The sequence below is a fragment of the Pseudomonas bijieensis genome (assembly GCF_013347965.1).
In the GTDB taxonomy this organism is placed as follows: domain Bacteria; phylum Pseudomonadota; class Gammaproteobacteria; order Pseudomonadales; family Pseudomonadaceae; genus Aquipseudomonas; species Aquipseudomonas bijieensis.
Window position 1 is genome coordinate 2,641,603 of the sequence record NZ_CP048810.1, and the last position, 20,969, is coordinate 2,662,571.

21 protein-coding genes are annotated in these 20,969 nt (G+C 62.1%); 8 read left to right on the forward strand and 13 right to left on the reverse strand.

What is annotated here, in order from left to right; genetic code table 11:
• Nucleotides 1-7 precede the first annotated feature (7 nt).
• Nucleotides 8-1,171 carry an MFS transporter gene (locus GN234_RS11430; protein WP_176688499.1) on the forward strand — a complete coding sequence of 388 codons (1,164 nt, stop codon included), beginning with the start codon at nt 8-10 and terminating at the stop codon, nt 1,169-1,171.
• Here the strand turns inward: GN234_RS11430 and yiaY are convergent.
• Complete coding sequence (gene yiaY / locus GN234_RS11435; RefSeq protein WP_163855021.1) at nt 1,168-2,316, reverse strand: L-threonine dehydrogenase; 1,149 nt, start codon at nt 2,314-2,316, stop codon at nt 1,168-1,170. The genes GN234_RS11430 and yiaY overlap by 4 nt on opposite strands.
• Before the next feature lie 141 nt (nt 2,317-2,457).
• On the opposite strand from yiaY, the gene GN234_RS11440 reads away from it, so the two are divergent.
• Nucleotides 2,458-3,477, forward strand: coding sequence for a DUF4917 family protein (locus GN234_RS11440; RefSeq protein ID WP_176688500.1), 1,020 nt, complete (start codon nt 2,458-2,460; stop codon nt 3,475-3,477).
• A gap of 160 nt (nt 3,478-3,637) precedes the next feature.
• On the opposite strand, the gene GN234_RS11445 is transcribed toward GN234_RS11440, so the two are convergent.
• The 6 genes from GN234_RS11445 to GN234_RS11470 form a co-directional block, all read right to left on the reverse strand.
• Entirely contained in the window at nt 3,638-3,982 is a 345-nt protein-coding gene (locus GN234_RS11445) for a YegP family protein (RefSeq protein WP_176688501.1), read from the reverse strand.
• Nucleotides 3,983-4,061: 79 nt separating this feature from the next.
• Complete coding sequence (locus tag GN234_RS11450; protein WP_109755926.1) at nt 4,062-4,643, reverse strand: DJ-1/PfpI family protein; 582 nt, start codon at nt 4,641-4,643, stop codon at nt 4,062-4,064.
• A 257-nt stretch (nt 4,644-4,900) separates the two neighbouring features.
• On the reverse strand, nt 4,901-6,118 hold the full coding sequence (locus GN234_RS11455) for a class I SAM-dependent methyltransferase (protein ID WP_176688502.1): 1,218 nt from the start codon (nt 6,116-6,118) through the stop codon (nt 4,901-4,903).
• A gap of 228 nt (nt 6,119-6,346) precedes the next feature.
• Nucleotides 6,347-6,964: a TPM domain-containing protein gene (locus GN234_RS11460; protein ID WP_109755928.1), complete on the reverse strand. Its 618-nt coding sequence runs from the start codon at nt 6,962-6,964 to the stop codon at nt 6,347-6,349.
• 28 nt (nt 6,965-6,992) lie between these two features.
• The gene (locus GN234_RS11465; RefSeq protein ID WP_176688503.1) at nt 6,993-7,742 is read right to left on the reverse strand and encodes a TPM domain-containing protein; all 750 of its coding nucleotides are present in this window, start codon (nt 7,740-7,742) and stop codon (nt 6,993-6,995) included.
• A gap of 136 nt (nt 7,743-7,878) precedes the next feature.
• Nucleotides 7,879-8,487, reverse strand: a complete 609-nt coding sequence (locus GN234_RS11470) for a LemA family protein (RefSeq protein WP_176688504.1) — start codon at nt 8,485-8,487, stop codon at nt 7,879-7,881.
• Between the two features lie 249 nt (nt 8,488-8,736).
• On the opposite strand from GN234_RS11470, the gene bglX reads away from it, so the two are divergent.
• On the forward strand, nt 8,737-11,028 hold the full coding sequence (bglX, locus tag GN234_RS11475; RefSeq protein ID WP_109755931.1) for a beta-glucosidase BglX: 2,292 nt from the start codon (nt 8,737-8,739) through the stop codon (nt 11,026-11,028).
• A 121-nt stretch (nt 11,029-11,149) separates the two neighbouring features.
• On the opposite strand, the gene GN234_RS11480 is transcribed toward bglX, so the two are convergent.
• The 5 genes from GN234_RS11480 to GN234_RS11500 form a co-directional block, all read right to left on the reverse strand.
• Nucleotides 11,150-12,307: a phospholipase D-like domain-containing protein gene (locus tag GN234_RS11480; protein ID WP_116831651.1), complete on the reverse strand. Its 1,158-nt coding sequence runs from the start codon at nt 12,305-12,307 to the stop codon at nt 11,150-11,152.
• A 1-nt stretch (nt 12,308) separates the two neighbouring features.
• Nucleotides 12,309-12,899: a YceI family protein gene (locus GN234_RS11485; RefSeq protein ID WP_134923151.1), complete on the reverse strand. Its 591-nt coding sequence runs from the start codon at nt 12,897-12,899 to the stop codon at nt 12,309-12,311.
• Nucleotides 12,900-13,114: 215 nt separating this feature from the next.
• Entirely contained in the window at nt 13,115-13,426 is a 312-nt protein-coding gene (locus tag GN234_RS11490; protein ID WP_109755934.1) for an amidase, read from the reverse strand.
• Nucleotides 13,423-14,517, reverse strand: a complete 1,095-nt coding sequence (locus GN234_RS11495; protein WP_176688505.1) for a serine hydrolase domain-containing protein — start codon at nt 14,515-14,517, stop codon at nt 13,423-13,425. The genes GN234_RS11490 and GN234_RS11495 overlap by 4 nt, the downstream gene beginning before the upstream one ends.
• Before the next feature lie 174 nt (nt 14,518-14,691).
• Nucleotides 14,692-15,576 carry an acyl-CoA dehydrogenase middle domain-containing protein gene (locus GN234_RS11500; RefSeq protein WP_116831648.1) on the reverse strand — a complete coding sequence of 295 codons (885 nt, stop codon included), beginning with the start codon at nt 15,574-15,576 and terminating at the stop codon, nt 14,692-14,694.
• A 144-nt stretch (nt 15,577-15,720) separates the two neighbouring features.
• Between GN234_RS11500 and olsB the strand changes: the two genes are divergently transcribed.
• Together olsB and GN234_RS11510 are read left to right on the forward strand one after the other, a co-directional pair.
• Nucleotides 15,721-16,476 (forward strand): L-ornithine N(alpha)-acyltransferase, encoded by a 756-nt coding sequence (olsB, locus tag GN234_RS11505; RefSeq protein ID WP_109755937.1) that lies wholly within the window; start codon nt 15,721-15,723, stop codon nt 16,474-16,476.
• Nucleotides 16,476-17,267: a lysophospholipid acyltransferase family protein gene (locus GN234_RS11510; RefSeq protein WP_109755938.1), complete on the forward strand. Its 792-nt coding sequence runs from the start codon at nt 16,476-16,478 to the stop codon at nt 17,265-17,267. Before olsB ends, GN234_RS11510 begins: the two co-directional genes overlap by 1 nt.
• A 367-nt stretch (nt 17,268-17,634) precedes the next feature.
• On the opposite strand, the gene GN234_RS11515 is transcribed toward GN234_RS11510, so the two are convergent.
• Entirely contained in the window at nt 17,635-18,219 is a 585-nt protein-coding gene (locus GN234_RS11515; protein WP_109755940.1) for an acyl carrier protein phosphodiesterase, read from the reverse strand.
• 156 nt (nt 18,220-18,375) lie between these two features.
• On the opposite strand from GN234_RS11515, the gene GN234_RS11520 reads away from it, so the two are divergent.
• From GN234_RS11520 to GN234_RS11530, 3 genes are read left to right on the forward strand one after another with little or no spacing between them, the layout of a single operon-like run.
• Nucleotides 18,376-18,678 (forward strand): ArsR/SmtB family transcription factor, encoded by a 303-nt coding sequence (locus tag GN234_RS11520; protein ID WP_053119236.1) that lies wholly within the window; start codon nt 18,376-18,378, stop codon nt 18,676-18,678.
• A gap of 17 nt (nt 18,679-18,695) precedes the next feature.
• Entirely contained in the window at nt 18,696-19,862 is a 1,167-nt protein-coding gene (locus GN234_RS11525) for an MFS transporter (protein ID WP_176688506.1), read from the forward strand.
• A 33-nt stretch (nt 19,863-19,895) separates the two neighbouring features.
• Nucleotides 19,896-20,945 (forward strand): alkene reductase, encoded by a 1,050-nt coding sequence (locus GN234_RS11530; protein ID WP_109755942.1) that lies wholly within the window; start codon nt 19,896-19,898, stop codon nt 20,943-20,945.
• Nucleotides 20,946-20,969 lie beyond the last annotated feature (24 nt).

Sequence of the window (20,969 nt, forward strand, 5' to 3'; positions counted from 1 at the left end):
ACGCTCGATGAAGAACCGTACAACCCTGATCGTCACCTGCACCACCGTCTTCCTGGCACAACTGGGCATGAGCATCTACTTGCCGGCCCTGCCCGATATAGCCCGGGACCTGGGCGCCGATGCGTCCCGGGTTTCCTGGGGTTTGTCGGTGTATCTGATTGGCATGGCGCTGCCCATGTTGCTGTGGGGCAGCCTGAGCCAGCGCCTGGGGCGCAAGCCGGTCTTGCTGGCGGCCTTGGGGTTATACGGCCTGGGTAACCTGGCCCTTCCAATGGGCACAACCGTGGAGGCGTTCCTGACGCTCAGGTTGATCCAGGGCATCGGCGCCAGCGGTATTTCGGTGATGGCGCGGGTATTGATTCGTGACAGTTTCAGCGGCGACCTGTTGGCCAAGGCGCTGTCATGGATATCCATCGCCTTTGTGATTGCCCTCGGGATCGGCCAGTACCTGGGCTCGCTGATCCAGGCCACTTTCGGTTGGGAAGCGATTTTCCAGGGCTTGGGCGCCGTCAGCCTGGCCATGGCGGCAGCAGTGTCCCGGGCCCGGTTCCCGGCGCTGGTAAACGCCAGCAACGGGCAATCAGCGTGGGGTATCTACGGGCAAATACTCCGACAGCGCACGTTCCTGCTGCCGGCATTGGCCGGTGGGCTGGGTTACGGCGTGATCGTCGCGTTCAATACCGCAGCGCCGCTGATCCTGCAGGAAAGCTTCCACTGGTCGCCCATTGAATACGGCCTGCTGGGCTGGCCGGTCAGTGCGGCGTACTTGCTCGGGGCGCTGGCGGTGAACGCTTTTGTACTGCGCACCGGCCAACGACGAATGATGGGCTGGGGCATCGCGCTGGTGCTGGGCGGCAGCGTGACCATGCTGGCAGGCAGCCTTACCCTGGACAGCATCGCGTTGCTCTTCTGGCTGCCGTATTGTTTCGCGGTGTTTGGCCAGTCATTGACCTACCCCATCAGCCTGTCCCTGGCCAACGAAGGCTCACCGGTGGCCGGCGCCTATGCCATGGCGTTGAGCGGGTTTCTGCATCAACTGATGGCCTCGGTGATCGGCGCCATGGCCAGCCTGTCGTTGAGCCAACAGGCCTGGCCGCTGGCGGCGTTGTGCGTACTGCTGGGGGCGGCGGCGATGCTCTGTGTGAGGTGCGTGCCGCCCCGGGTCGCTTAAAACGCGCTGCGGAAAATCTCTTCGATCTGCCGCTGGTCCGCCGCCCGTGGGTTGGTCAGCCCGCAGGCGTCTTTCAAGGCGTTGGCGGCCAGCACCGGTACGTCGTTGAGGCGTACGCCCAGGTCACGCAAACCGGCCGGAATGTCCACGTCATGAGCCAGGCTGCGGATCGCCGCAATGGCGTCCCGGGCCCCCTCTTCCGGGCTGGTTCCGTGTGTATCGACGCCCATGGCATGGGCCACGTCGGTCAGTCGAGCAGCGCATACCGAGGCGTTGAAACTCTGCACATGAGGCAACAGCACCGCGTTGCACACACCGTGAGGCAAGTCGTAGAAACCACCCAGTTGATGCGCCATGGCGTGGACGAAACCCAACGACGCATTGTTGAACGCCATCCCTGCGAGAAACTGCGCGTAGGCCATGTTCTCCCGGGCTGGCAGATCGCTGCCGTCGCGCACGGCCAGGCGCAGGTTGTTGCTGATCAAGGTGATGGCCTTCAGCGCACAGGCATCGGTAATCGGCGTGGCGGCGGTGGAGACATAAGCCTCGATCGCGTGGGTCAGCGCATCCATACCGGTGGCGGCCGTCAGGCCCTTGGGCATTGCCACCATCAGCGCCGGATCATTGACCGACATCAAGGGGGTCACGTTACGATCGACAATCGCCATTTTCACGTGGCGCGTCTCGTCGGTGATGATGCAAAAACGGGTCATTTCACTGGCGGTGCCTGCCGTGGTGTTGATGGCGATCAACGGCAATTGCGGTTTGCTCGAACGATCGACGCCTTCATAGTCACGAATCTGCCCGCCATTGGTGGCGCACAGGGCGATGCCCTTGGCACAGTCGTGGGGCGAACCGCCCCCCAGGGACACGACGAAGTCACACTGGCTCTCCTTCAGCAGCCCCAGTCCGAGTTCGACATTGGCAATGCTTGGGTTGGGCTTGGCACCGTCGAAAACCACCGAGTCGACATCCTGGAGTGCCAGCAGCTCAGCCACCTTGCTGGCGACACCGGCCTTGGCCAGCCCCGCGTCGGTGACGATCAGGGCCTTGCGAAAGCCGTAGTTGCGAATGGCGGTCATTGCTTCATCGAGGCAGCCCAGCCCCATGATGTTCACGGCGGGAATGAAAAAAGTGCTGCTCATGAGGTCATGCTCCAGGATAGAGGCCGGATCGGCGGGCCTACAGAATGACCCAGTAGTCATGACGTATCTTGATCTGGCTCAAGACTGGGTCGTGATAAAGTCGCGACCTGCCTTTGCCACGTTTTTGAGATGACCCTTGCGATGACCGATTTCCAGGAATACGACACCCGGCTCGAAGACTGGGAGGCCGTGCGCGCCGATACCGCCTTCAGCGGCCTGCTGGTGGGCAATGGAGCCAGCCGCGCGGTGTGGGACGATTTCGGCTATGACTCGCTGTTCGAAAATGCCCGCGTTGTCGAAGAAAAAACCCTGAGCCCGTCGGAGCTGAGCGTGTTCGACGCGATGCAAACCCGCAGTTTCGAACAGGTGCTCGGTGCGCTGAAAACCACCAGTCGGATCAACAAGGCCCTGGCCGTCAGCTCTGCCGCCCCCCGCAATCGCTACTACGCGATCAAGGAAGCGCTGATCAACACCGTGCATGCGGTGCATATCCCATGGCGCCTGGTGCAACCCTCGACCCTGGCGACGCTCAACCAGGAGCTGGGACGCTACCGCACGGTGTTCACCACCAACTACGACCTGCTCAACTACTGGGCGATCCAGCACGCGCCCGAGACCATCAGCGACCTGTTCCTGGGCGATGACCACAGTTTCGACCTGAGCCAGGCGACCACGGACAAACCGCGCCTGCTGTACTTGCACGGCGGCCTGCACCTGGTGCGTAATCAGGACGGCACGGCGCGCAAGCTCACGTCCACCGAAGGCACCTTGCTCGGCAGTTTCGCCATCAACAACACCCTCAAGACCCTCGACGACGTGCCGCTGTTCGTCAATGAAGGCCCCAGCAGTGACAAGCTCAAGACCATCCGCAGCAGCGACTACCTGTCGTTCTGCTATGAGCAGTTGCTGCAGCACGGCGACAACTTGTGTCTGTTCGGCCAGGCCCTGGGCGAGCAAGACCGGCATATTGTCCATGCCCTGCGCCTGGCCGCACCGAAAACCGTGGCGATTTCGATCTATCCCCGTAGCCAGGCGTTCATCCAGCATCAGAAGCGCCATTACGCCAAGGTGTTCCAGGGACTGGAGGTGCAATTGCGCTTCTTCGATGCCAAGAGCCACCCGCTGGGCGATCCGAAGCTGTCGGTGCCAGTGGAGGTTTAAAGGCAGGGTAAACCTGAGTGGCAAGGGGTTCACTTGTGGGAGCAAAGCTTGCTCGCGATGAGCGATAACTCGGCTAGCCTGCACAATCGCAGCGCCTGCATCGCGGGCAAGCCTTGCTCCCACAGGTCCCCTCGTCAAAGATCCTCTTATTACCGTCCTGTCAGAGCGCCACCACGGTCTTGTCCTTGATCACCGTCGTCGGTCCGTTGGCCTTGACGCTGGCGATACCTTTGTCCCGGGCGGCGTCCGATGAGTACGCCTCGCTGCTACCAATCACTTCGTGGTTGCCGGCCTTGAGGTTGAAATACGGATGGCCGTCCTTGGTGTTCTTGAGTTCATAGCGCTCGGCCAACGGACTGTTTTTCTGCACCGAAGCAATGCCGCCATCGGCACCGCTGCGGGTGGTGTACAGCTCGCTGGTCAAAATGGTCTCGGCGTTGGCCGCCTTGAGCACAAACCGAAACTGGCCGCTGCTGCTTTTGCTGATTTCGTACCATCCGGACATGATTTTTCTCCTGGCAATGAAGACATGCCCCGAGAGTAAAGACCCGCTGCGCTTGTCCTGCCAGTGCGCTATGCAGCGTTTACAAAGTGATGGCCGTGCCCAGCAAAGTCAGGAACCCCGCCAGCCAGCTTGGATGCGCAGGCCAGGCCGGTGCGGTCGCCAGGTTGCCCTGGACATGGCCTTGGGTCACGGGAATGTCGATATAGGTCCCGCCCGCCAGCCGTACTTCCGGGGCACACGCGGGGTAGGCGCTGCATTCGCGCCCTTCGAGGATGCCCGCCGCCGCCAGCAGTTGCGCGCCATGGCATACGGCGGCAATTGGCTTGCCCGCCAGGTCGAAATCACGCACCAGTTGCAGGACGGTTTCATTCAGACGCAGGTATTCCGGCGCGCGTCCACCCGGCACCAGCAATGCGTCGTAGTCGGTGGCCTGGACGTTGGCGAAGTCATGGTTGAGGGCGAACAAGTGCCCCGGTTTTTCACTGTAGGTCTGGTCACCTTCGAAATCATGGATCGCTGTGCGCACCGTCTGCCCCGCGGTTTTGTCCGGGCACACGGCATGCACGGTGTGGCCGACCATCTGCAAGGCCTGGAACGGCACCATGACTTCATAATCTTCGACGTAATCGCCGACCAGCATCAGGATTTTCTTGGCCGCCATGGGAAGGGCTCCTTTGGGAATGCGTGAGGGGTTAACGCATTAAAGGTAGACCGGCACGTCGGTGGGTGAAGGATAAGCGGCGATTACCTGACGGGCTGCATCGATACGCTGGTCTCACAGGCCAGACTCAACCTTGTGGGAGCAAAGCTTGCTCGCGATGCAGGCACCACGACTCGACAGTAGAACCGAGTCATCCTTCGTCGCGAGCAAGCTTTGCTCCCACAGTCCCCTATCACAGGAGTTGGCGTAAACAGGAGTCAGGAGAGATAACCATCCGCCCGCAACAGCGTTTCGAGGCAGTGCTCGGAGATGTGGTAGAAGGCCTTGAGCTCCTGGATCTTGGCCAGCAGCTCGGTGGGGTCCGCCGGTTCGGCGCGTTTGACGGCCAGAATCATCTTGTTCTTGTTGGTGTGCTCCAGGGAGATGAACTCGAAAACCTTGGTCTCGTAGCCGCAGGCTTCCAGGAACAGCGCCCGCAAACTGTCGGTAACCATTTCCGCCTGCTGGCCCAGGTGCAGGCCATATTGCAGCATCGGCTTGAGCAAGGCCGGGCTCTGGATCTGCAGGCGGATCTGCTTGTGGCAACACGGCGAGCACATGATGATCGAGGCGCCCGAACGAATGCCCATGTGGATCGCGTAATCAGTGGCGATATCACAGGCGTGCAAGGCGATCATCACATCCACCGCGCTTGGCGCCACACTGCGCACGTCACCGTGCTGGAAGCTCAGGCCCGGATGTTCCAGGCGCGCGGCGGCTTCGTTGCACAGCTTGACCATGTCTTCGCGCAACTCGACACCGGTCACCACGCCTTCGGCCTGCAAGGTGTTGCGCAAGTAATCATGGATGGCGAAGGTCAGGTAGCCCTTGCCCGAACCGAAATCCGAGACCCGCACCGGTTTGTCCAGGGCCAGCGGCGAAGACGTCAGCGCATGGCTGAAGACCTCGATGAACTTGTTGATCTGCTTCCACTTGCGCGACATCGCCGGGATCAGCTCGTGCTTGTGGTTGGTCACGCCCAGGTCGGCCAAAAAAGGCCGGCTCAGGTCGAGGAAGCGGTTTTTCTCGCGATTGTGCTCGGCAGACGGCACTTCCCGTAGTTGCTGGGGCTTGCTCTTGAACAGCGAACTCTTGCCCTTTTTGCTGTATTCCAACTGCGCCTCGTCGGTGACCGCCAGCAAATGCGCGTTCTTGAACGACGCTGGCAACAGCGCGGCGATGGTGTCCACGCCTTCGGCCAGCGGGAAATTCTTGGTGATGTCGCGGGTCTTGTAGCGGTAGACGAAGGACAGGCACGGCTGATCCTTGACCGTCAGTTGCTTGATGATCAGCCGCTGCAGGTCCGCTTCGTCGCCGACGTACTTGGCCAGCACCAGTTTGATGAAAGTGTTTTGCACAAGGCTGGTGTGCAGCAGCTCGATGAACTGGGCGTGGTGATCCGGCGCGGAACGGGCGGGGGTGGCGGTGACAGACATGAAAAAAGCGGCCTCGGTGCGGGCGAATCGGGAATGGCGGGTATTTTAGGGGGGATGGGGAGTGAGGGCACGGAAAAGTTCGTGTGGTGAGCAGTAGCCTCTGTGGGAGCAAGGCTTGCCCGCGATGAATACGCCGCGATAGTGCAGGCTCACCGCGTTATCGTTCATCGCGAGCAAGCTTTGCTCCCACAGGCTTTGCTCCCACAGGCTTGTGCTGGCGGGAAATTTTCAGCCCAGCACCACCAACCGATTCGGCAATTCATTGCGCTCCTGGGTCACCGGCACGTGTTCCTTGAGCAATTCGCCGCAGGCCTCGATACACGTCACGAAGCCCTGCAACGTCTGTCCCTGGCGGACCTGCTGGGTGAACGCCGCGACGATGGCGTCCCAGTTCTTGTTGTCGAGGCGCTTGGAAATACCTTCGTCCACCAGGATTTCCACATAGCGCTCGGCCTCGCAAACAAAGATCAGCATGCCTGTGCTGCCCACGGTGTGGTGCAGGTTCTGCTCGAGGAATTGCCGGCGCGCCAGGTTGGAGGCCCGCCAGTGACGCACGGAACGGGGGATCAGGTGCGTGGTGATCCTGGGGATGCGAAACACCAGGCACAGCACAATGAAACTGACCCACTGCACCAGCAACAGACTGTGCATGGCCAGCCAGCCGGTGAGGTAATGGACCACGCCGGGCACCACCAGAGCCAACAGGCTGGCCCAAAGCAATGGGATGTAGGCGTAGTCGTCGGCGCGAGCGGCCAACACGGTGACCAGCTCGGCGTCGGTATCTCGCTCGACCCGGGCAATGGCTTCGGCGACCTTGCGTTGTTCGTGTTCAGTCAGTAATGCCATGGTCAAAAGTGCCTGCTCATTATTATTGTCACCAGCCGCCCGACGAACCGCCGCCCCCGAAACTGCCACCGCCACCACTGAAGCCCCCACCGCCTCCACCGCCGAAGCCTCCACCGCCTCCGCCCGAACGGCTGGAGCCACCGCTTCCGCTCGGCAGGATACCGAGCATCTGGCACACCAATATCGTCAAAATAAACAGGATCACCAGAAAGATGAACAGCCCCGGATGGCGCTCGACGAAATCACCCTGCTCCTGCTGCCCGTCCGCACTGTATGCCGGCGCCGGTTCATCCAGCGGACTGCCGCCCAACACCACCAGCATCGCCGCGACGCCATCACTGATGCCTTTGTTGAAATTGCCCGTCTTGAAGGCCGGGGTAATCACCTGGTTGATGATCACCGAACTCTGGGCGTCGGTCAGGCGATCCTCCAGACCGTAGCCCACTTCGATGCGCAGTTTACGGTCATCCCGGGCGACGATCAGCAGCGCGCCGCTGTTTTTGTCCTTCTGCCCGATGCCCCAGTGGCGTCCCAGTTGATAGCCGAAGTCTTCGATGCTGCTGCCTTGCAGGTCCGCCAGCGTGACCACTACCACTTGTTCGCCAGTGGCCTGTTCATGGGCCTTGAGCTGCGCCTCCAGTTGCCCGCGCACCGACGGGTCAAGCATCTGGGCGGTGTCCACCACCCGCCCGGTCAGCGCCGGAAACTTCAATTCGGCCTGGGCCGTGACTGCAAACACCCAGAGCAACAGCACCAGGCCAATTTTCAACACTCGCATCGTAACTCCTGTGTGGGAGCGAGCGGGTGTGGGAGCAAAGCTTGCTCGCGATGAAGGCACCTCGGTCTTTCTAATGACCGCGTTATCGTTCATCGCGAGCAAGCTTTGCTCCCACAGGCTCGCTCCCACAGTTTTTTCAGAACTTCACCTCAGGCGCTTTCTCGGCATTGGGGCTGGTCGCCTCGAAGGTTTCGCGGATCGGCAAGTCGCTGTACATCACGCTCTGCCACAGGCGTCCCGGGAACGTGCGGATCTCGGTGTTGTACTTCTGCACCGCCAGGATAAAGTCGCGGCGGGCCACGGCGATGCGGTTCTCGGTGCCTTCGAGCTGCGATTGCAGGGCCAGGAAGTTCTGGTTGGCCTTGAGGTCCGGATAACGCTCGACCACCACCATCAGCCGGCTCAACGCACCGCTCAACTGGTCCTGGGCCTGCTGGAACTGCTTGAGCTTTTCCGGGTTGTCCAAGGTGCTGGCGTCCACCTGGATCGACGTGGCCTTGGCCCGCGCCTCAACCACCGCGGTCAGGGTGTCCTGTTCGTGCTGGGCATAGCCCTTGACGGTTTCCACCAGGTTGGGGATCAGGTCGGCGCGGCGCTGGTACTGGTTCTGCACTTGGCCCCAGGCGGCCTTGGCCTGTTCGTCCAGGGTCGGGATGTTATTGATGCCGCAACCGGCCAGCAGCGTGGTGAGCAGCATCAAGGCCAGCATCGGCAGGCTACGAAGGTGGTTCAGTCGTGGATTCATGGGATGAAGCGCTCCCTGGCATGACATTGGAAAAACCCGGCACCTATCTCACTGGCGTCTGGGGCATAATCTGCGCCGCACTGGATTGAATCGGGTCGATGGGCTAAAAGATGCGCAGTGCGAAACTAAGTTCAGCCCAATGGGTTCGAAAGTGTGCTGCATTTAACTGAACAACAATAGCCGCTCCTCACATTTTGGCTGACCGGCGTGGCGTGATCCCCGCCCTTTAGGCTTGCGAGAAAACTATTCATGAAGAAGCTGTGTTTGCTGGGCCTGTTTGTCAGTCTGGCCAGTCAATCCGTATTTGCCGACAACCTGCCAGCCCCCATAGAGAACAAGGACGCGTTCATCAGTAACCTGATGAAGCAAATGACCCTCGAAGAGAAGATCGGCCAGTTGCGCCTGATCAGCATCGGCCCGGAAATGCCTCGGGAGATGATCCGCAAGGAAATCGCCGCCGGCAATATCGGTGGCACGTTCAACTCCATCACTCGCGATGAAAACCGTCCGATGCAGGACGCGGCCATGCGCAGCCGGTTGAAGATCCCGATGTTCTTCGCCTACGACGTGATCCACGGCCACCGCACCATTTTCCCGATCCCCCTGGCCCTGGCCTCGAGCTGGGACATGGACGCCATTTACCACTCCGGCCGAATCGCCGCCCAGGAAGCCGCGGCCGACAGCCTGGACATTACCTTCGCGCCGATGGTCGACATTTCCCGCGACCCGCGCTGGGGCCGGACGTCCGAAGGTTTCGGCGAGGACACCTACCTGGTGTCGCGCATCGCCGGGGTGATGGTCAAGGCGTTCCAGGGCAACGGCGCCAACGCGGCCGACAGCATCATGGCCAGCGTCAAGCACTTCGCCTTGTACGGCGCGGTGGAAGGCGGTCGGGACTACAACACCGTGGACATGAGCCCGGTGAAAATGTACCAGGACTACTTGCCCCCCTATCGTGCCGCCATCGACGCCGGAGCTGGCGGGGTGATGGTCGCGCTGAACTCCATCAACGGCGTGCCCGCCACCGCCAATACCTGGCTGATGCACGACCTGCTGCGCAAGGAGTGGGGCTTCAAGGGCCTGGCGGTCAGTGACCACGGCGCCATCTTCGAATTGATCAAGCACGGCGTCGCCAAGGACGGTCGCGAAGCGGCGAAGCTGGCGATCAAGGCTGGCATCGACATGAGCATGAACGACTCGCTCTACGGCAAGGAGCTACCGGGGCTGCTCAAGGCCGGTGAGATCGAGCAGAGCGACATCGACAATGCGGTACGGGAAGTGCTCGCGGCCAAATACGACATGGGTCTGTTCAAGGACCCGTACCTGCGCATCGGCAAGGCCGAGGATGACCCGGCCGACACCTACGCCGAAAGCCGCATGCACCGCTCCGATGCCCGTGACGTGGCGCGCCGCAGCCTGGTCCTGCTGGAAAACCGCAACCAGACCCTGCCCCTGAAGAAGACGGCGAAAATCGCCCTGGTCGGCCCGCTGGCCAAGGCACCGATCGACATGATGGGCAGTTGGGCCGCCGCCGGGCGTCCTGCGCAATCGGTCACCCTGTTCGATGGCATGACTCGCGCCCTGGGTGCTGAGTCGAAGCTGATCTATGCCCGTGGCGCCAACATCACCAGTGACAAGAAGGTGCTCGACTACCTGAACTTCCTCAACTTCGATGCCCCGGAAGTGGTGGACGACCCGCGCCCGGCCCAGGTGCTGATCGACGAAGCGGTAAAAGCCGCCAAGGATGCCGATGTGGTGGTGGCCGCCGTGGGTGAGTCCCGCGGCATGTCCCATGAGTCGTCGAGCCGTACCGAACTGAACATCCCGGCCAGCCAACGCGAATTGATCAAGGCCCTGAAGGCCACCGGCAAGCCGCTGGTACTGGTGCTGATGAATGGCCGTCCGCTGTCGTTGCTGGAAGAAAAACAGCAGGCCGATGCGATCCTGGAAACCTGGTTCAGCGGCACCGAAGGCGGCAACGCCATCGCCGACGTGCTGTTCGGCGACTACAACCCGTCGGGCAAGCTGCCGATTACCTTCCCTCGTTCGGTGGGGCAGATTCCGACCTACTACAACCACCTGAGCATCGGCCGGCCGTTCACGCCGGGCAAGCCGGGCAACTACACCTCGCAATATTTCGATGACACCACCGGCCCGCTCTATCCGTTCGGCTATGGCCTGAGCTACACCGAATTCAGCCTGTCGGACATGGCCCTGTCATCCACCACGCTGAACAAGACCGGCAAGCTCGACGCCAGCGTAACCCTGGAAAACACCGGCAAGCGTGACGGCGAAACCGTGGTGCAGCTGTACATCCAGGACGTGACCGGCTCGATCATCCGCCCGGTGAAGGAGCTGAAGAACTTCCGCAAGGTGATGCTCAAGGCCGGCGAGAAGAAAGTCATCCACTTCACCATCACCGAAGACGACCTGAAGTTCTTCAATGCCCAGCTCAAGTACGCGGCTGAGCCGGGCAAGTTCAACGTGCAGATCGGCCTGGACTCCCAGGACGTGAAGCAGCAGAGTTTTGAGTTGCTCTGACCCAATAACTGCAAAACCCTGTGGGAGCCTGCTCGCGATGAGGGCCTATCAGTCACAGCATCACTGACTGTCAGGTCATTATCGCGAGCAGGCTCGCTCCCACATGGGTCTTCGGTGAACCTTACCCCCGCCGATCCAACAGATTCACCACCACCCGATCCACCAACCCCCACACCCGCTGCTTGAACCGCTTCCACAGCGGCCGGCGCTGCCAGGCGTCGAGGCTGACCTGCAGGCTCTGGGCGAAGTCCCGTTCGAAACTGGCCGCCACTGCGCCACTGAGCCTGGAATCCAGGGCTTCGAGGTTGGCTTCCAGATTGAAACGCAGGTTCCAGTGATCGAAATTGCAGGAGCCGATGCTGACCCAGTCGTCCACCAACACCATCTTCAGGTGCAGGAAACACGGCTGGTATTCGAAGATCTGTACGCCGGCCTTGAGCAATCGTGGGTAATAACGATGCCCGGCGTAGCGCACGGATGGGTGATCGGTACGCGGGCCGGTCAGCAGCAGGCGCACGTCGATACCCCGGGCGGCGGCCTTGCGCAAGGAACGGCGCACGTTCCAGGTCGGCAAGAAATACGGCGTCGCCATCCAGATGCGTTTCTGGCCGCTGTTCAGTGCCCGGGACAGCGATTGCAGGATGTCGCGATGCTGGCGGGCGTCGGCATACGCCACACGCCCCATGCCCTCGCCCACCGGAGGAACGCGCGGCAGGCGCGGCAAGCCGAAGTTGGACGCCGGTTTCCAGGCTCTCCGATGACGGTTGGCGAGCCACTGGCGGTCAAACAGCAATTGCCAGTCGAGCACCAGCGGACCGACGATTTCCACCATCACTTCGTGCCACTCACTGCGGTCGTCGAGGGGGTTCCAGAATTCATCGGTCACTCCGGTGCCACCGACCACGGCCAGGCGCTGGTCCACCAACAGCAGCTTGCGGTGATCCCGGTAGAGGTTGCGCACCCAACGGCGCCAGCTCAGCCGATTGTAGAAACGCAACTCCACTCCGGCCTCGGTCAGGCGCTTGCGCAGGGCCAGGGTAAACGCCAGGCTGCCGTAGTCATCGAACAGACAACGCACGCGAACGCCACGTTCGGCGGCCTGGACCAGAGCCTGGACCATCGCTTCAGCGCAAGCGCCCGCCTCCACCAGGTACAGCTCCAGCTCGACCTGTTCCTGGGCACGGGCGATTTCCACCAGCATGCGCGGGAAGAACTGCGGGCCGTCGATCAACAGCTCGAAGCGATTGCCTTCACGCCAGGGAAATACCGGGCCACTCATGTCAGCGCGCCGTGAAAATCAGCACCGCATTCACCGGCACCGAGAGGCTGATGGCCGACAACCCGGCCAGGTTTCGCAGTTTTTCCAGCCCCGGCGCCAGATCGAAATCCGCCGCGTTGAGCACCACCGGTTCCAGGGTCACCACTTGGAAGCGGCGTTCGTCCAGGCGCGTGGCCAGCAGTTCGACAGGGTACTCGTGCTGTTTGCCGTGCAGGTTCACCGTCAGCGGCAGGCGCAACTCCAACTGCGCGCCGTTGGCCAGGTCCTGGATCGGCATCAGGTCGATTTGTGCGGTGATGGTGGCCTCGGCAAATTGCTTGATCTCGAACAGCTCGGCGCGCATGCGCTCATCGCGCAGGGGGATGCCGCTGTTGACGGATTCCAGCTCCACTTCCAGGCGGGCCAGGCCGTTGGGCTGCACTTGGCCGTGAAGTACCAGGAAACGCTGGACCTCGGAGACATTGCCATTTTTGCTGCTGATAAACGACAGCCGCGAAGACTCGCCGTCCAGGTACCAGTCGGCCTGGGCCGGCAGCGCTGCGCAGGCCAGCAGCAAGCTGGCGACAGCGTGAGGGAAAAACCGCTTGAACATACACACTCGCAGGGCACATAAACCTGTGGCGAACCTTAACCGGGCCGAGGGCACTTGCAAACTGTCTGTTTCAATAACTGCAGGAACACACAGAACCTGTGGTAAAGGGATTCGTTTGTGGAGCTTGCCCGCGATGGCGTTTTAGGAATCGCCATCGCGGGCAAGCCTTGCTCCCACAATAGAAACGGCGTCAGACCTTGCACCCAAAAGTTAGCTCAGAGTTCCAACCGACACCCCTGCCGCTTCCCCAGCCATTGCGCACTGTTGCTGCGCCCCAATCCACTGACGGTGACGCGCTTGGCTTCAACGGTTTCGAGAAAATCGCTGGTGGGCACTGACTGCTTCACATACCCCCGGCAATACTCGGCCGGTTGCTGCATCACATAGCGGCACGAGCAATATTCCTTGGCGGTGTAGGCACTGATGATGTCGGGAAAGGCCCGCAACGCCACCCGCTCGAGCCAGACCCAACCGAACAAGGCAATGAGCAGCACCGACAGCAGGCTAAGCAAGATTTTGCGCTTCATGGCTGCACCTTTGCGGCGAACGCCGCCATGGCGCGCTTGAGCAGTTCGTTATGGCGATAGCTACCGTCGCGGTCGTCGCCGTAACGCACGATCACCAGTTTGGCGCTGGGGATGATGTACAGCGCCTGGCCCCAATGGCCCAGCGCGGCGAAGGTGTCCGGCGGCGCGTCGGGCCAGGGGTGGATTGCCGGGTCGACAGCGCGGTTGAGCCACCAATGCCCGCCGGGCACGGCCTCGTCCTGGCCGGCCTGGAAGTGGGCGAAAGGTTCACGATTGAACGCGACCCACTCCCTGGGGATCAGTTGCCGTTGGCCCCAGCGGCCGTCCCGCTGCATCAACAACCCGACACGCGCCAAGTCCCGCGCCGTGAGGTAGGCGTAGGACGATCCCACGAAGGTGCCGCTGGCATCGGTTTCCCAGGTAGCATGGCGGATGCCCAGGGGGTCGAACAAAGCCGTCCAGGGATAGTCGGAGTAGCGCGCCGGGCCGACGATGTTTTTCAACGCGCCAGCCAGCAGGTTGCTGTCGCCGCTGGAATAACGGAACGCCTGGCCTGGCGGACCGGCGCTTTCATGCTCCGCGGTGAATCCCGCCATGTCGCGCCGTCCACGGGTATACAGCATTGCCACCACCGAGGAGTTGAGCGGCGCGTATTCGTAGTCTTCCTGCCAGTCCAGGCCCGAGGCCCAATGGAAAAGATCGGCTAGGGTCAGCCTCGGGTGCCGGCTCAGGGGCGGGTAGTACTTGGCTGCCGGATCATCCAGGGCAAAGCGCTTTTCCCCGTAGGCCACGCCGAACACCGTCGCCAGCAGGCTTTTGCTGATGGACCAGGTCAGGTGCGGGGTCTGGGCAGTGGTTGGCCCGGCGTAGCGTTCGTAGACCAGCCGACCGTCCCGGATCACCAGCAGCGCGTCGGTGCGGATGCCTCGGCGGGTGACGTCGTCCCGGGGTGGGAAGGCATATTGCTCCAAGGCTTCGATGGCCGGCCCGGTAGGGGTCGGAGCGGTTGGCCACTGCTCGCTAGGCCAATCTTCGGCGTGAGCGCCCAAGGTGAGCAACAGGAGTGGGATCAGGAACCAGCCTTTGGACATGCTTGGGGCTCGCAGGATTGAACCTGATGAGCTTAGGCAGGCTTGATGACAGTTTGGATGTTTGTGCCGACAGTACCGACGCCATCGCAGGCAAGCCTTGCTCCCACAGGTCTACGACAGACTGTCATTTAACACTGAACCTGTGGGAGCAAGGCTTGCCCGCGATGAGGCTCGTCAAGCCAATGAAGATTCCAGAGCCTTGGCCAACCGCTTGGCCCGCGCCCCTGCCGCCATCTCCATCACTGCCTTATCCCGCGTCCACATCTCGCACCACGTTGCAGGCCCGGCGGCCAGTGCGTCCTTCAGCTCGCCAGCGAGCCCGTCAAACTGGGCGAACAACCCACCCAGCAGCACATGCCCGGCAGCACTCGAAGGGTTGTGACGGCTCACCTCCGCGCAACCGGCCAGCAGCCCCAGCAGGCGCAATTGCAACGCCTGGGGCCAGGCACACTCTTGTCCGACGCCATACAACCAGGCGGTCATCGCGCTGAGCACATAAAGGTCTTCCAGGGTGCGGAACGGCTTGACGTAGGCATCCCAACCGTCGCCTGCCAGCAACTCGCACAGCGCGCCATCGAGCAGGACGCGGCCATGGCTGACGTCCGGCATCAGGGCAATGGCCGGGAGTTTTTCCAGGGTCACGCCAGGCTCACCGGGATAGACCACCGCCAGGTTCAGTCGCGGCGTTTCACCGGGCGCTTCGCAGCGGGCGGCAATCAGCAACCACTCGGCGGCGTCGCCGGCGGTGACGAAATCCTTGCGCCCGCTCAGGCGCAAATCACTGAGGCGGGTCTGCATGTCCGCCGGGCGCAAGCTGCGTTGTTCGGTGGCGCACAAGGCGCCGAGGCTTTGGGGCGCGCTGGGCCAAAGCACCCGCAGCGCCGCCTGGTACCCCACCAGGAACGCCAGCCCCGGTGTCGCCATCAACCGCGCCCCGGCCACGGCCAGTTCGAACGGCGTCACCGGCCCCAGGCGTTGCAACAAGGTCGCATAACCTTCGGCCAGGTCCGGATGGGCAGGCAGGCGCTCGCCGCGTTCGATCAGAGTGTGCCAGGGCATGGGGGACTCCTTGAGGGCTGTCATATAAGCATCACCAAAGCTTCATGGCGATGACACCGGGGCTACATAGCCTGACTTTGCACAACATGGCTGCATAAAGAAAGTCGACAGGCTGCAACTGAACAGCCCGCACGGAGATTCGCTATGACCCAGATCGCCCGCATCAGCGACACCGGCAATGAACGCCGCCTGCAAGCCGAACGCCTGATCGGCGCCCACGCCTTGCAAGAAGCCCAGGCCCTGCGCTTCAACGTCTTCAGTGGCGAATTCAACGCCAAGCTCAAAGGCGCGGAAAAGGGTCTGGACATGGATGACTATGATGTTCACTGCGCCCACATCGGCGTACGCGACCTGAACACCGGTCGCCTCGTGGCGACCACTCGCCTGCTCGACCACCAGGCCGCCAGCAGCCTGGGCCGGTTCTATAGCGAAGAAGAATTCAGCCTCCACGGCCTGGTCCATCTCAAGGGCCCGATCCTGGAAATCGGCCGTACCTGCGTCGACCCGGCCTACCGCAACGGCGGCACCATCGCCGTACTGTGGGGCGAACTGGCCGAGGTCCTGAACGAAGGCGGCTACAGCTACCTGATGGGTTGCGCGAGCATTCCGATGCAGGATGGTGGCGTCCAGGCCCAGGCGATCATGCAGCGCCTGCGCGAACGCTACCTGTGCACCGAGCACCTGCAAGCCGTACCGAAAAAACCGCTGCCGAGCCTGGACGTACCGTCCAACGTCATTGCCGAGATGCCGCCGCTGCTCAAGGCCTATATGCGCCTGGGCGCGAAGATTTGCGGCGAGCCATGCTGGGACGAGGATTTCCAGGTGGCCGACGTGTTCATCCTGCTCAAGCGCGACGAACTCTGCCCGCGCTACGCCCGCCACTTCAAGGCAGCGGTGTAATGAGCCGGTTGCGGGTGTACGCGCGTATCGCGCGAGTCTTGCTGGTGGTGACCCTGGGCCTGAGCATGGCCAGCGTGTTCGGCCTGTTCGAGCGCCTGGGGATTGCCAACTCCATGGTCCGTCGCCAGCGTTGGTCAAGGTTCTTCATGGCGCGGCTGAGCCATGCCCTGCCCTTTTGCGTGACGGTCCACGGCGAACTGCCACAACGGCCGATGCTGTGGGTCAGCAACCATGTGTCCTGGACCGACATCCCGTTGCTGGGCATGCTCACACCGATGTCATTTCTGTCCAAGGCCGAAGTGCGCACCTGGCCGGTTGCCGGATGGCTGGCCGCCAAGGCCGGCAGCCTGTTTATCCGACGCGGTTCGGGTGACAGCCAATTGATCCGCAAGCAAATGAGCCGCCATCTGGAACAGGCCCATCCGCTGCTGATGTTCCCGGAAGGCACCACCACCGATGGTCGCTCCCTGCGCACCTTCCACGGTCGCTTGTTGTCGGCGGCCATCGATGCCGATGTGGCGTTGCAGCCGGTGGCGATCCGTTATGTGCGTAACGGTGAACCTGACGCGTTGGCACCGTTCATTGGCGATGATGATTTGCTGTCGCACCTGATGCGCCTGTTCGCCAATGATCGGGGCGAGGTGCACATCCATCTGCTGCAACCCATCGCCTGCCACGGCCAGGAGCGTGCGGCGCTGGCGTTCCAGGCGCAACAGGCGGTGCACAAGGCGTTGTTCGGGGCGATCCCGGAGAAGCAGCAAGCCCCGATGCGACCTGCCATTGCGGCCTGATCCGGACACCTTGTGGGAGCGAGCCTGCTTGCGATAGCGGCTTAACATTCAGCAGAGATGTTGACTGGACCAACACATCGCGAGCAGGCTCGCTCCCACATTTGATCTGCGGCGGCCATGAGATTCGGCCTGGCAAAAGTCCTGTGTGGGAGCGAGCCTGCTCGCGATAGCGGCATAACATTCAGCAGAGATGTTGACTGGACCAACACATCGCGAGCAGGCTCGCTCCCACATTTGATCTGCGGCGGCCATGAGATTCGGCCTGGCAAAAGTCCTGTGTGGGAGCGAGCTTGCTCGCGATAGCGGCTTAACATTCAGCAGAGATGTTGACTGGACCAACACATCGCGAGCAGGCTCGCTCCCACAATTAGTCCTGCGGTGTGACTTGGTTTTGAGCAAAATCCTGAAGCTGTGGGTAGAACAACCGGAAATCCTCGCTCAACGGCTCATAGAGCCTGATCAACTCTTCCATCGCACCCGCCAGTTCCTCCGGCCGGGACAGACGCCGGGAAATCCCGCGCAGTACCTGCCCAAGCACTTCGAACTCCCGGTAAGACCCCAGCCAGTCATCCGCCGCCATATGCGGCGCGATGTGCGCCAGGCGCCCTGGTAGCTGCGGTTCGGTATTGAGTACCTGGTACACCCGGGCCGTGAAGTCCAGCAGCGGCCCTTCGCCGTACAACGTCCAGTCCCGGGCCAGGCAGTGATCGAAAAACACATCGAGCACGATCCCGGCATACCGCCTGCGCACCGTGGAAAAACGCGACAGGGCAATATCCACCAAGGGATGGCGGTCGGTGTACATGTCGATGCGCCGATGCAGGGCAATCGCCGCTTCGATCCGTGGATCGTAGAGCCCTTGCAGCGGCCCTTTGACGAAATCGCCGTAGAGGCTGCCGAGCAGTTGTTCCCGGCCAGGGCCGCCGAGATGCAGGTGCGCGAGATAGTTCATGGCCCGCAGCTTAGCACCCCCGCGCCCATATCGTTATAACCCGATATAGCGATTTGTTCGGTATTCAGATCAAATCCATATTGGTGTATCGCGAAATAACGATTTAAGGTTCGCTCCATCGCGATATAGCGTTTTACCCATCCCGAGCTTGCCACCATGACCCTCGACCTCGACGAAATAATAAAAGCCCTGGCGCACCCAGTACGGCGAGACATCCTCAACTGGCTCAAGGACCCCAAGGTCCAGTTCCCCGACCAGTTGCACAACCACGAGTTCGGCATTTGCGCCGGGCAGATCGACCAGCGTTGCGGCCTGTCGCAATCCACGGTGTCTGCGCACTTGGCGGTATTGCAACGGGCGGGGCTGATCACCAGCCAGAAGGTCGGTCAATGGCACTTTTTCAAACGCAACGAGGAAGTGATCCAGCAGTTCCTCAAGCAAATGAGCCAAGAGCTCTGACCTGACAAGGACCCATCATGCCCCTCTCACTTCTCATCCTGGCTCTGAGCGCCTTCGCCATCGGCACCACCGAGTTCGTCATCATGGGCCTGTTGCCCGATGTCGCGGCCGACCTGGGCGTGTCGATTCCTGGCGCCGGCTGGCTGGTCACCGGCTACGCCCTGGGCGTGGCCATCGGTGCACCGTTCATGGCACTGGCCACCGCGCGGCTGCCGCGCAAGGCCGCCCTGGTGGTGTTGATGGGGATCTTCATCATCGGCAACCTGCTTTGTGCGATTGCCAGCGACTACAACGTGCTGATGTTCGCCCGGGTCGTCACCGCCCTGTGCCACGGTGCGTTCTTCGGCATTGGTTCCGTGGTGGCCGCCGGCCTGGTGGCACCCAACAAGCGCGCCTCGGCCGTGGCCCTGATGTTCACCGGCCTGACCCTGGCCAACGTACTCGGCGTACCGCTGGGTACCGCACTGGGTCAGGAGGCCGGCTGGCGTTCGACCTTTTGGGCGGTGACCGTCATCGGCGTGGTGGCGCTGATCGGCCTGATCCGTTTCCTGCCGGCCAAGCGCGATGAAGAAAAACTCGACATGCGCTCGGAACTGGTGGCGCTCAAGGGGGCCGGCCTGTGGCTGTCCCTGAGCATGACCGCGCTGTTCTCCGCCTCGGTGTTCACCCTGTTCACCTACGTCGCCCCGCTGCTGGGCGAAGTGACCGGCGTGTCGCCCCGTGGCGTGACCTGGACCCTGGTGCTGATCGGCCTGGGCCTGACCCTGGGCAACATCATCGGCGGCAAGCTGGCGGACAAGAGCCTGGCGAACACGCTGATGGGCGTCTTCATCACCATGGCCGTGGTGTCCACCGTGCTGAGCTGGACCAGCGTGGCGCTGATCCCCAGCGAAATCACCCTGTTCCTCTGGGCCACCGCCTGCTTCGCCGCCGTGCCGGCCCTGCAAGTCAACGTGGTGACCTTCGGCAAAGCCGCGCCCAACCTGGTGTCCACCTTGAACATCGGCGCCTTCAACATCGGCAACGCCCTGGGCGCCTGGGTTGGCGGCAGCGTCATCGACCACGGCCTGGGGCTGACCTCCGTGCCCCTGGCCGCCGGCGCGCTGGCTGTGTTGGCGCTGCTGGTCACCCTGATCACTTTCCGCCAGGGCGGCAATGCCGACCTGGCCCCGGCAACTCACTGACTTTTAATCCTTCCACTTTCGAGGTTGTATTTCATGGCGACTATTTTCGACCCCATCAAACTCGGCGACATCGAGTTGAAGAACCGCATCATCATGGCCCCGCTCACCCGCTGCCGCGCCGACGCAGGTCGCGTGCCTAACGCGTTGATGGCCGAGTACTACGTGCAACGTGCCTCCGCTGGCCTGATCCTCAGCGAAGCGACCTCCGTCACCCCGATGGGCGTGGGCTACCCGGACACCCCGGGCATCTGGTCCAACGACCAGGTGCGCGGCTGGGCCAACGTCACCAAGGCGATCCACGGCGCCGGCGGCAAGATCTTCCTGCAACTGTGGCACGTGGGCCGGATCTCCCACCCGTCGTACCTGAACGGCGAAACCCCGGTGGCGCCCAGCGCGATCCAGCCCAAGGGCCACGTGAGCCTGGTCCGCCCCCTGGCCGACTACCCAACGCCGCGCGCGCTGGAAACCGCTGAGATCGCCGACATCGTCGACGCTTATCGTGTCGGTGCCGAGAACGCCAAGGCCGCCGGTTTCGACGGCGTGGAAATCCACGGCGCCAACGGCTATCTGCTCGACCAGTTCCTGCAAAGCAGCACCAACCAGCGCACCGACAACTACGGCGGCTCCCTGGAAAACCGTGCCCGCCTGCTGCTGGAAGTGACCGACGCGGCCATCGAAGTCTGGGGCGCCGGCCGGGTGGGCGTGCACCTGGCGCCACGCGCCGACTCCCATGACATGGGCGACGAGAACCGTCTGGAGACCTTCAGCTACGTGGCTCGCGAACTGGGCAAGCGTGGCATTGCCTTCATCTGCTCTCGCGAGAAGGAAGGCGAAGACAGCATTGGCCCACAACTCAAGCAAGCTTTCGGCGGCCCGTACATTGCCAACGAACGTTTCACCAAGGACAGCGCCAACGCCTGGCTGGCCGAGGGCAAGGCCGATGCCGTCGCCTTCGGTGTGCCGTTCATTGCCAACCCGGACCTGCCGGCGCGCTTGAAAGCCGATGCACCGCTGAACGAAGCGCATCCGGAGACCTTCTATGGTAAAGGTCCGATGGGTTACATCGATTATCCAATGATGTAAATCATAAAAAACAAAAGCCCTGCC

Bases quoted from the DNA above. Each gene is read 5' to 3' on its own strand.
- yiaY (WP_163855021.1), bottom strand. From the start codon at position 2,316: ATGAGCAGCACTTTTTTCATTCCCGCCGTGAACATCATGGGGCTGGGC.
- GN234_RS11455 (WP_176688502.1), bottom strand. From the start codon at position 6,118: ATGTCTGTCACCGCCACCCCCGCCCGTTCCGCGCCGGATCACCACGCC.
- GN234_RS11490 (WP_109755934.1), bottom strand. From the start codon at position 13,426: ATGAAGCGCAAAATCTTGCTTAGCCTGCTGTCGGTGCTGCTCATTGCC.
- GN234_RS11500 (WP_116831648.1), bottom strand. From the start codon at position 15,576: ATGCCCTGGCACACTCTGATCGAACGCGGCGAGCGCCTGCCTGCCCAT.
- GN234_RS11520 (WP_053119236.1), top strand. From the start codon at position 18,376: ATGACCCTCGACCTCGACGAAATAATAAAAGCCCTGGCGCACCCAGTA.
- GN234_RS11525 (WP_176688506.1), top strand. From the start codon at position 18,696: ATGCCCCTCTCACTTCTCATCCTGGCTCTGAGCGCCTTCGCCATCGGC.
- GN234_RS11515 (WP_109755940.1), bottom strand. From the start codon at position 18,219: ATGAACTATCTCGCGCACCTGCATCTCGGCGGCCCTGGCCGGGAACAA.
- GN234_RS11480 (WP_116831651.1), bottom strand. From the start codon at position 12,307: ATGAGTGGCCCGGTATTTCCCTGGCGTGAAGGCAATCGCTTCGAGCTG.
- GN234_RS11485 (WP_134923151.1), bottom strand. From the start codon at position 12,899: ATGTTCAAGCGGTTTTTCCCTCACGCTGTCGCCAGCTTGCTGCTGGCC.
- GN234_RS11450 (WP_109755926.1), bottom strand. From the start codon at position 4,643: ATGGCGGCCAAGAAAATCCTGATGCTGGTCGGCGATTACGTCGAAGAT.
- GN234_RS11470 (WP_176688504.1), bottom strand. From the start codon at position 8,487: ATGAATCCACGACTGAACCACCTTCGTAGCCTGCCGATGCTGGCCTTG.
- GN234_RS11440 (WP_176688500.1), top strand. From the start codon at position 2,458: ATGACCGATTTCCAGGAATACGACACCCGGCTCGAAGACTGGGAGGCC.
- GN234_RS11530 (WP_109755942.1), top strand. From the start codon at position 19,896: ATGGCGACTATTTTCGACCCCATCAAACTCGGCGACATCGAGTTGAAG.
- GN234_RS11510 (WP_109755938.1), top strand. From the start codon at position 16,476: ATGAGCCGGTTGCGGGTGTACGCGCGTATCGCGCGAGTCTTGCTGGTG.
- bglX (WP_109755931.1), top strand. From the start codon at position 8,737: ATGAAGAAGCTGTGTTTGCTGGGCCTGTTTGTCAGTCTGGCCAGTCAA.
- GN234_RS11460 (WP_109755928.1), bottom strand. From the start codon at position 6,964: ATGGCATTACTGACTGAACACGAACAACGCAAGGTCGCCGAAGCCATT.
- GN234_RS11445 (WP_176688501.1), bottom strand. From the start codon at position 3,982: ATGTCCGGATGGTACGAAATCAGCAAAAGCAGCAGCGGCCAGTTTCGG.
- olsB (WP_109755937.1), top strand. From the start codon at position 15,721: ATGACCCAGATCGCCCGCATCAGCGACACCGGCAATGAACGCCGCCTG.
- GN234_RS11430 (WP_176688499.1), top strand. From the start codon at position 8: ATGAAGAACCGTACAACCCTGATCGTCACCTGCACCACCGTCTTCCTG.
- GN234_RS11495 (WP_176688505.1), bottom strand. From the start codon at position 14,517: ATGTCCAAAGGCTGGTTCCTGATCCCACTCCTGTTGCTCACCTTGGGC.
- GN234_RS11465 (WP_176688503.1), bottom strand. From the start codon at position 7,742: ATGCGAGTGTTGAAAATTGGCCTGGTGCTGTTGCTCTGGGTGTTTGCA.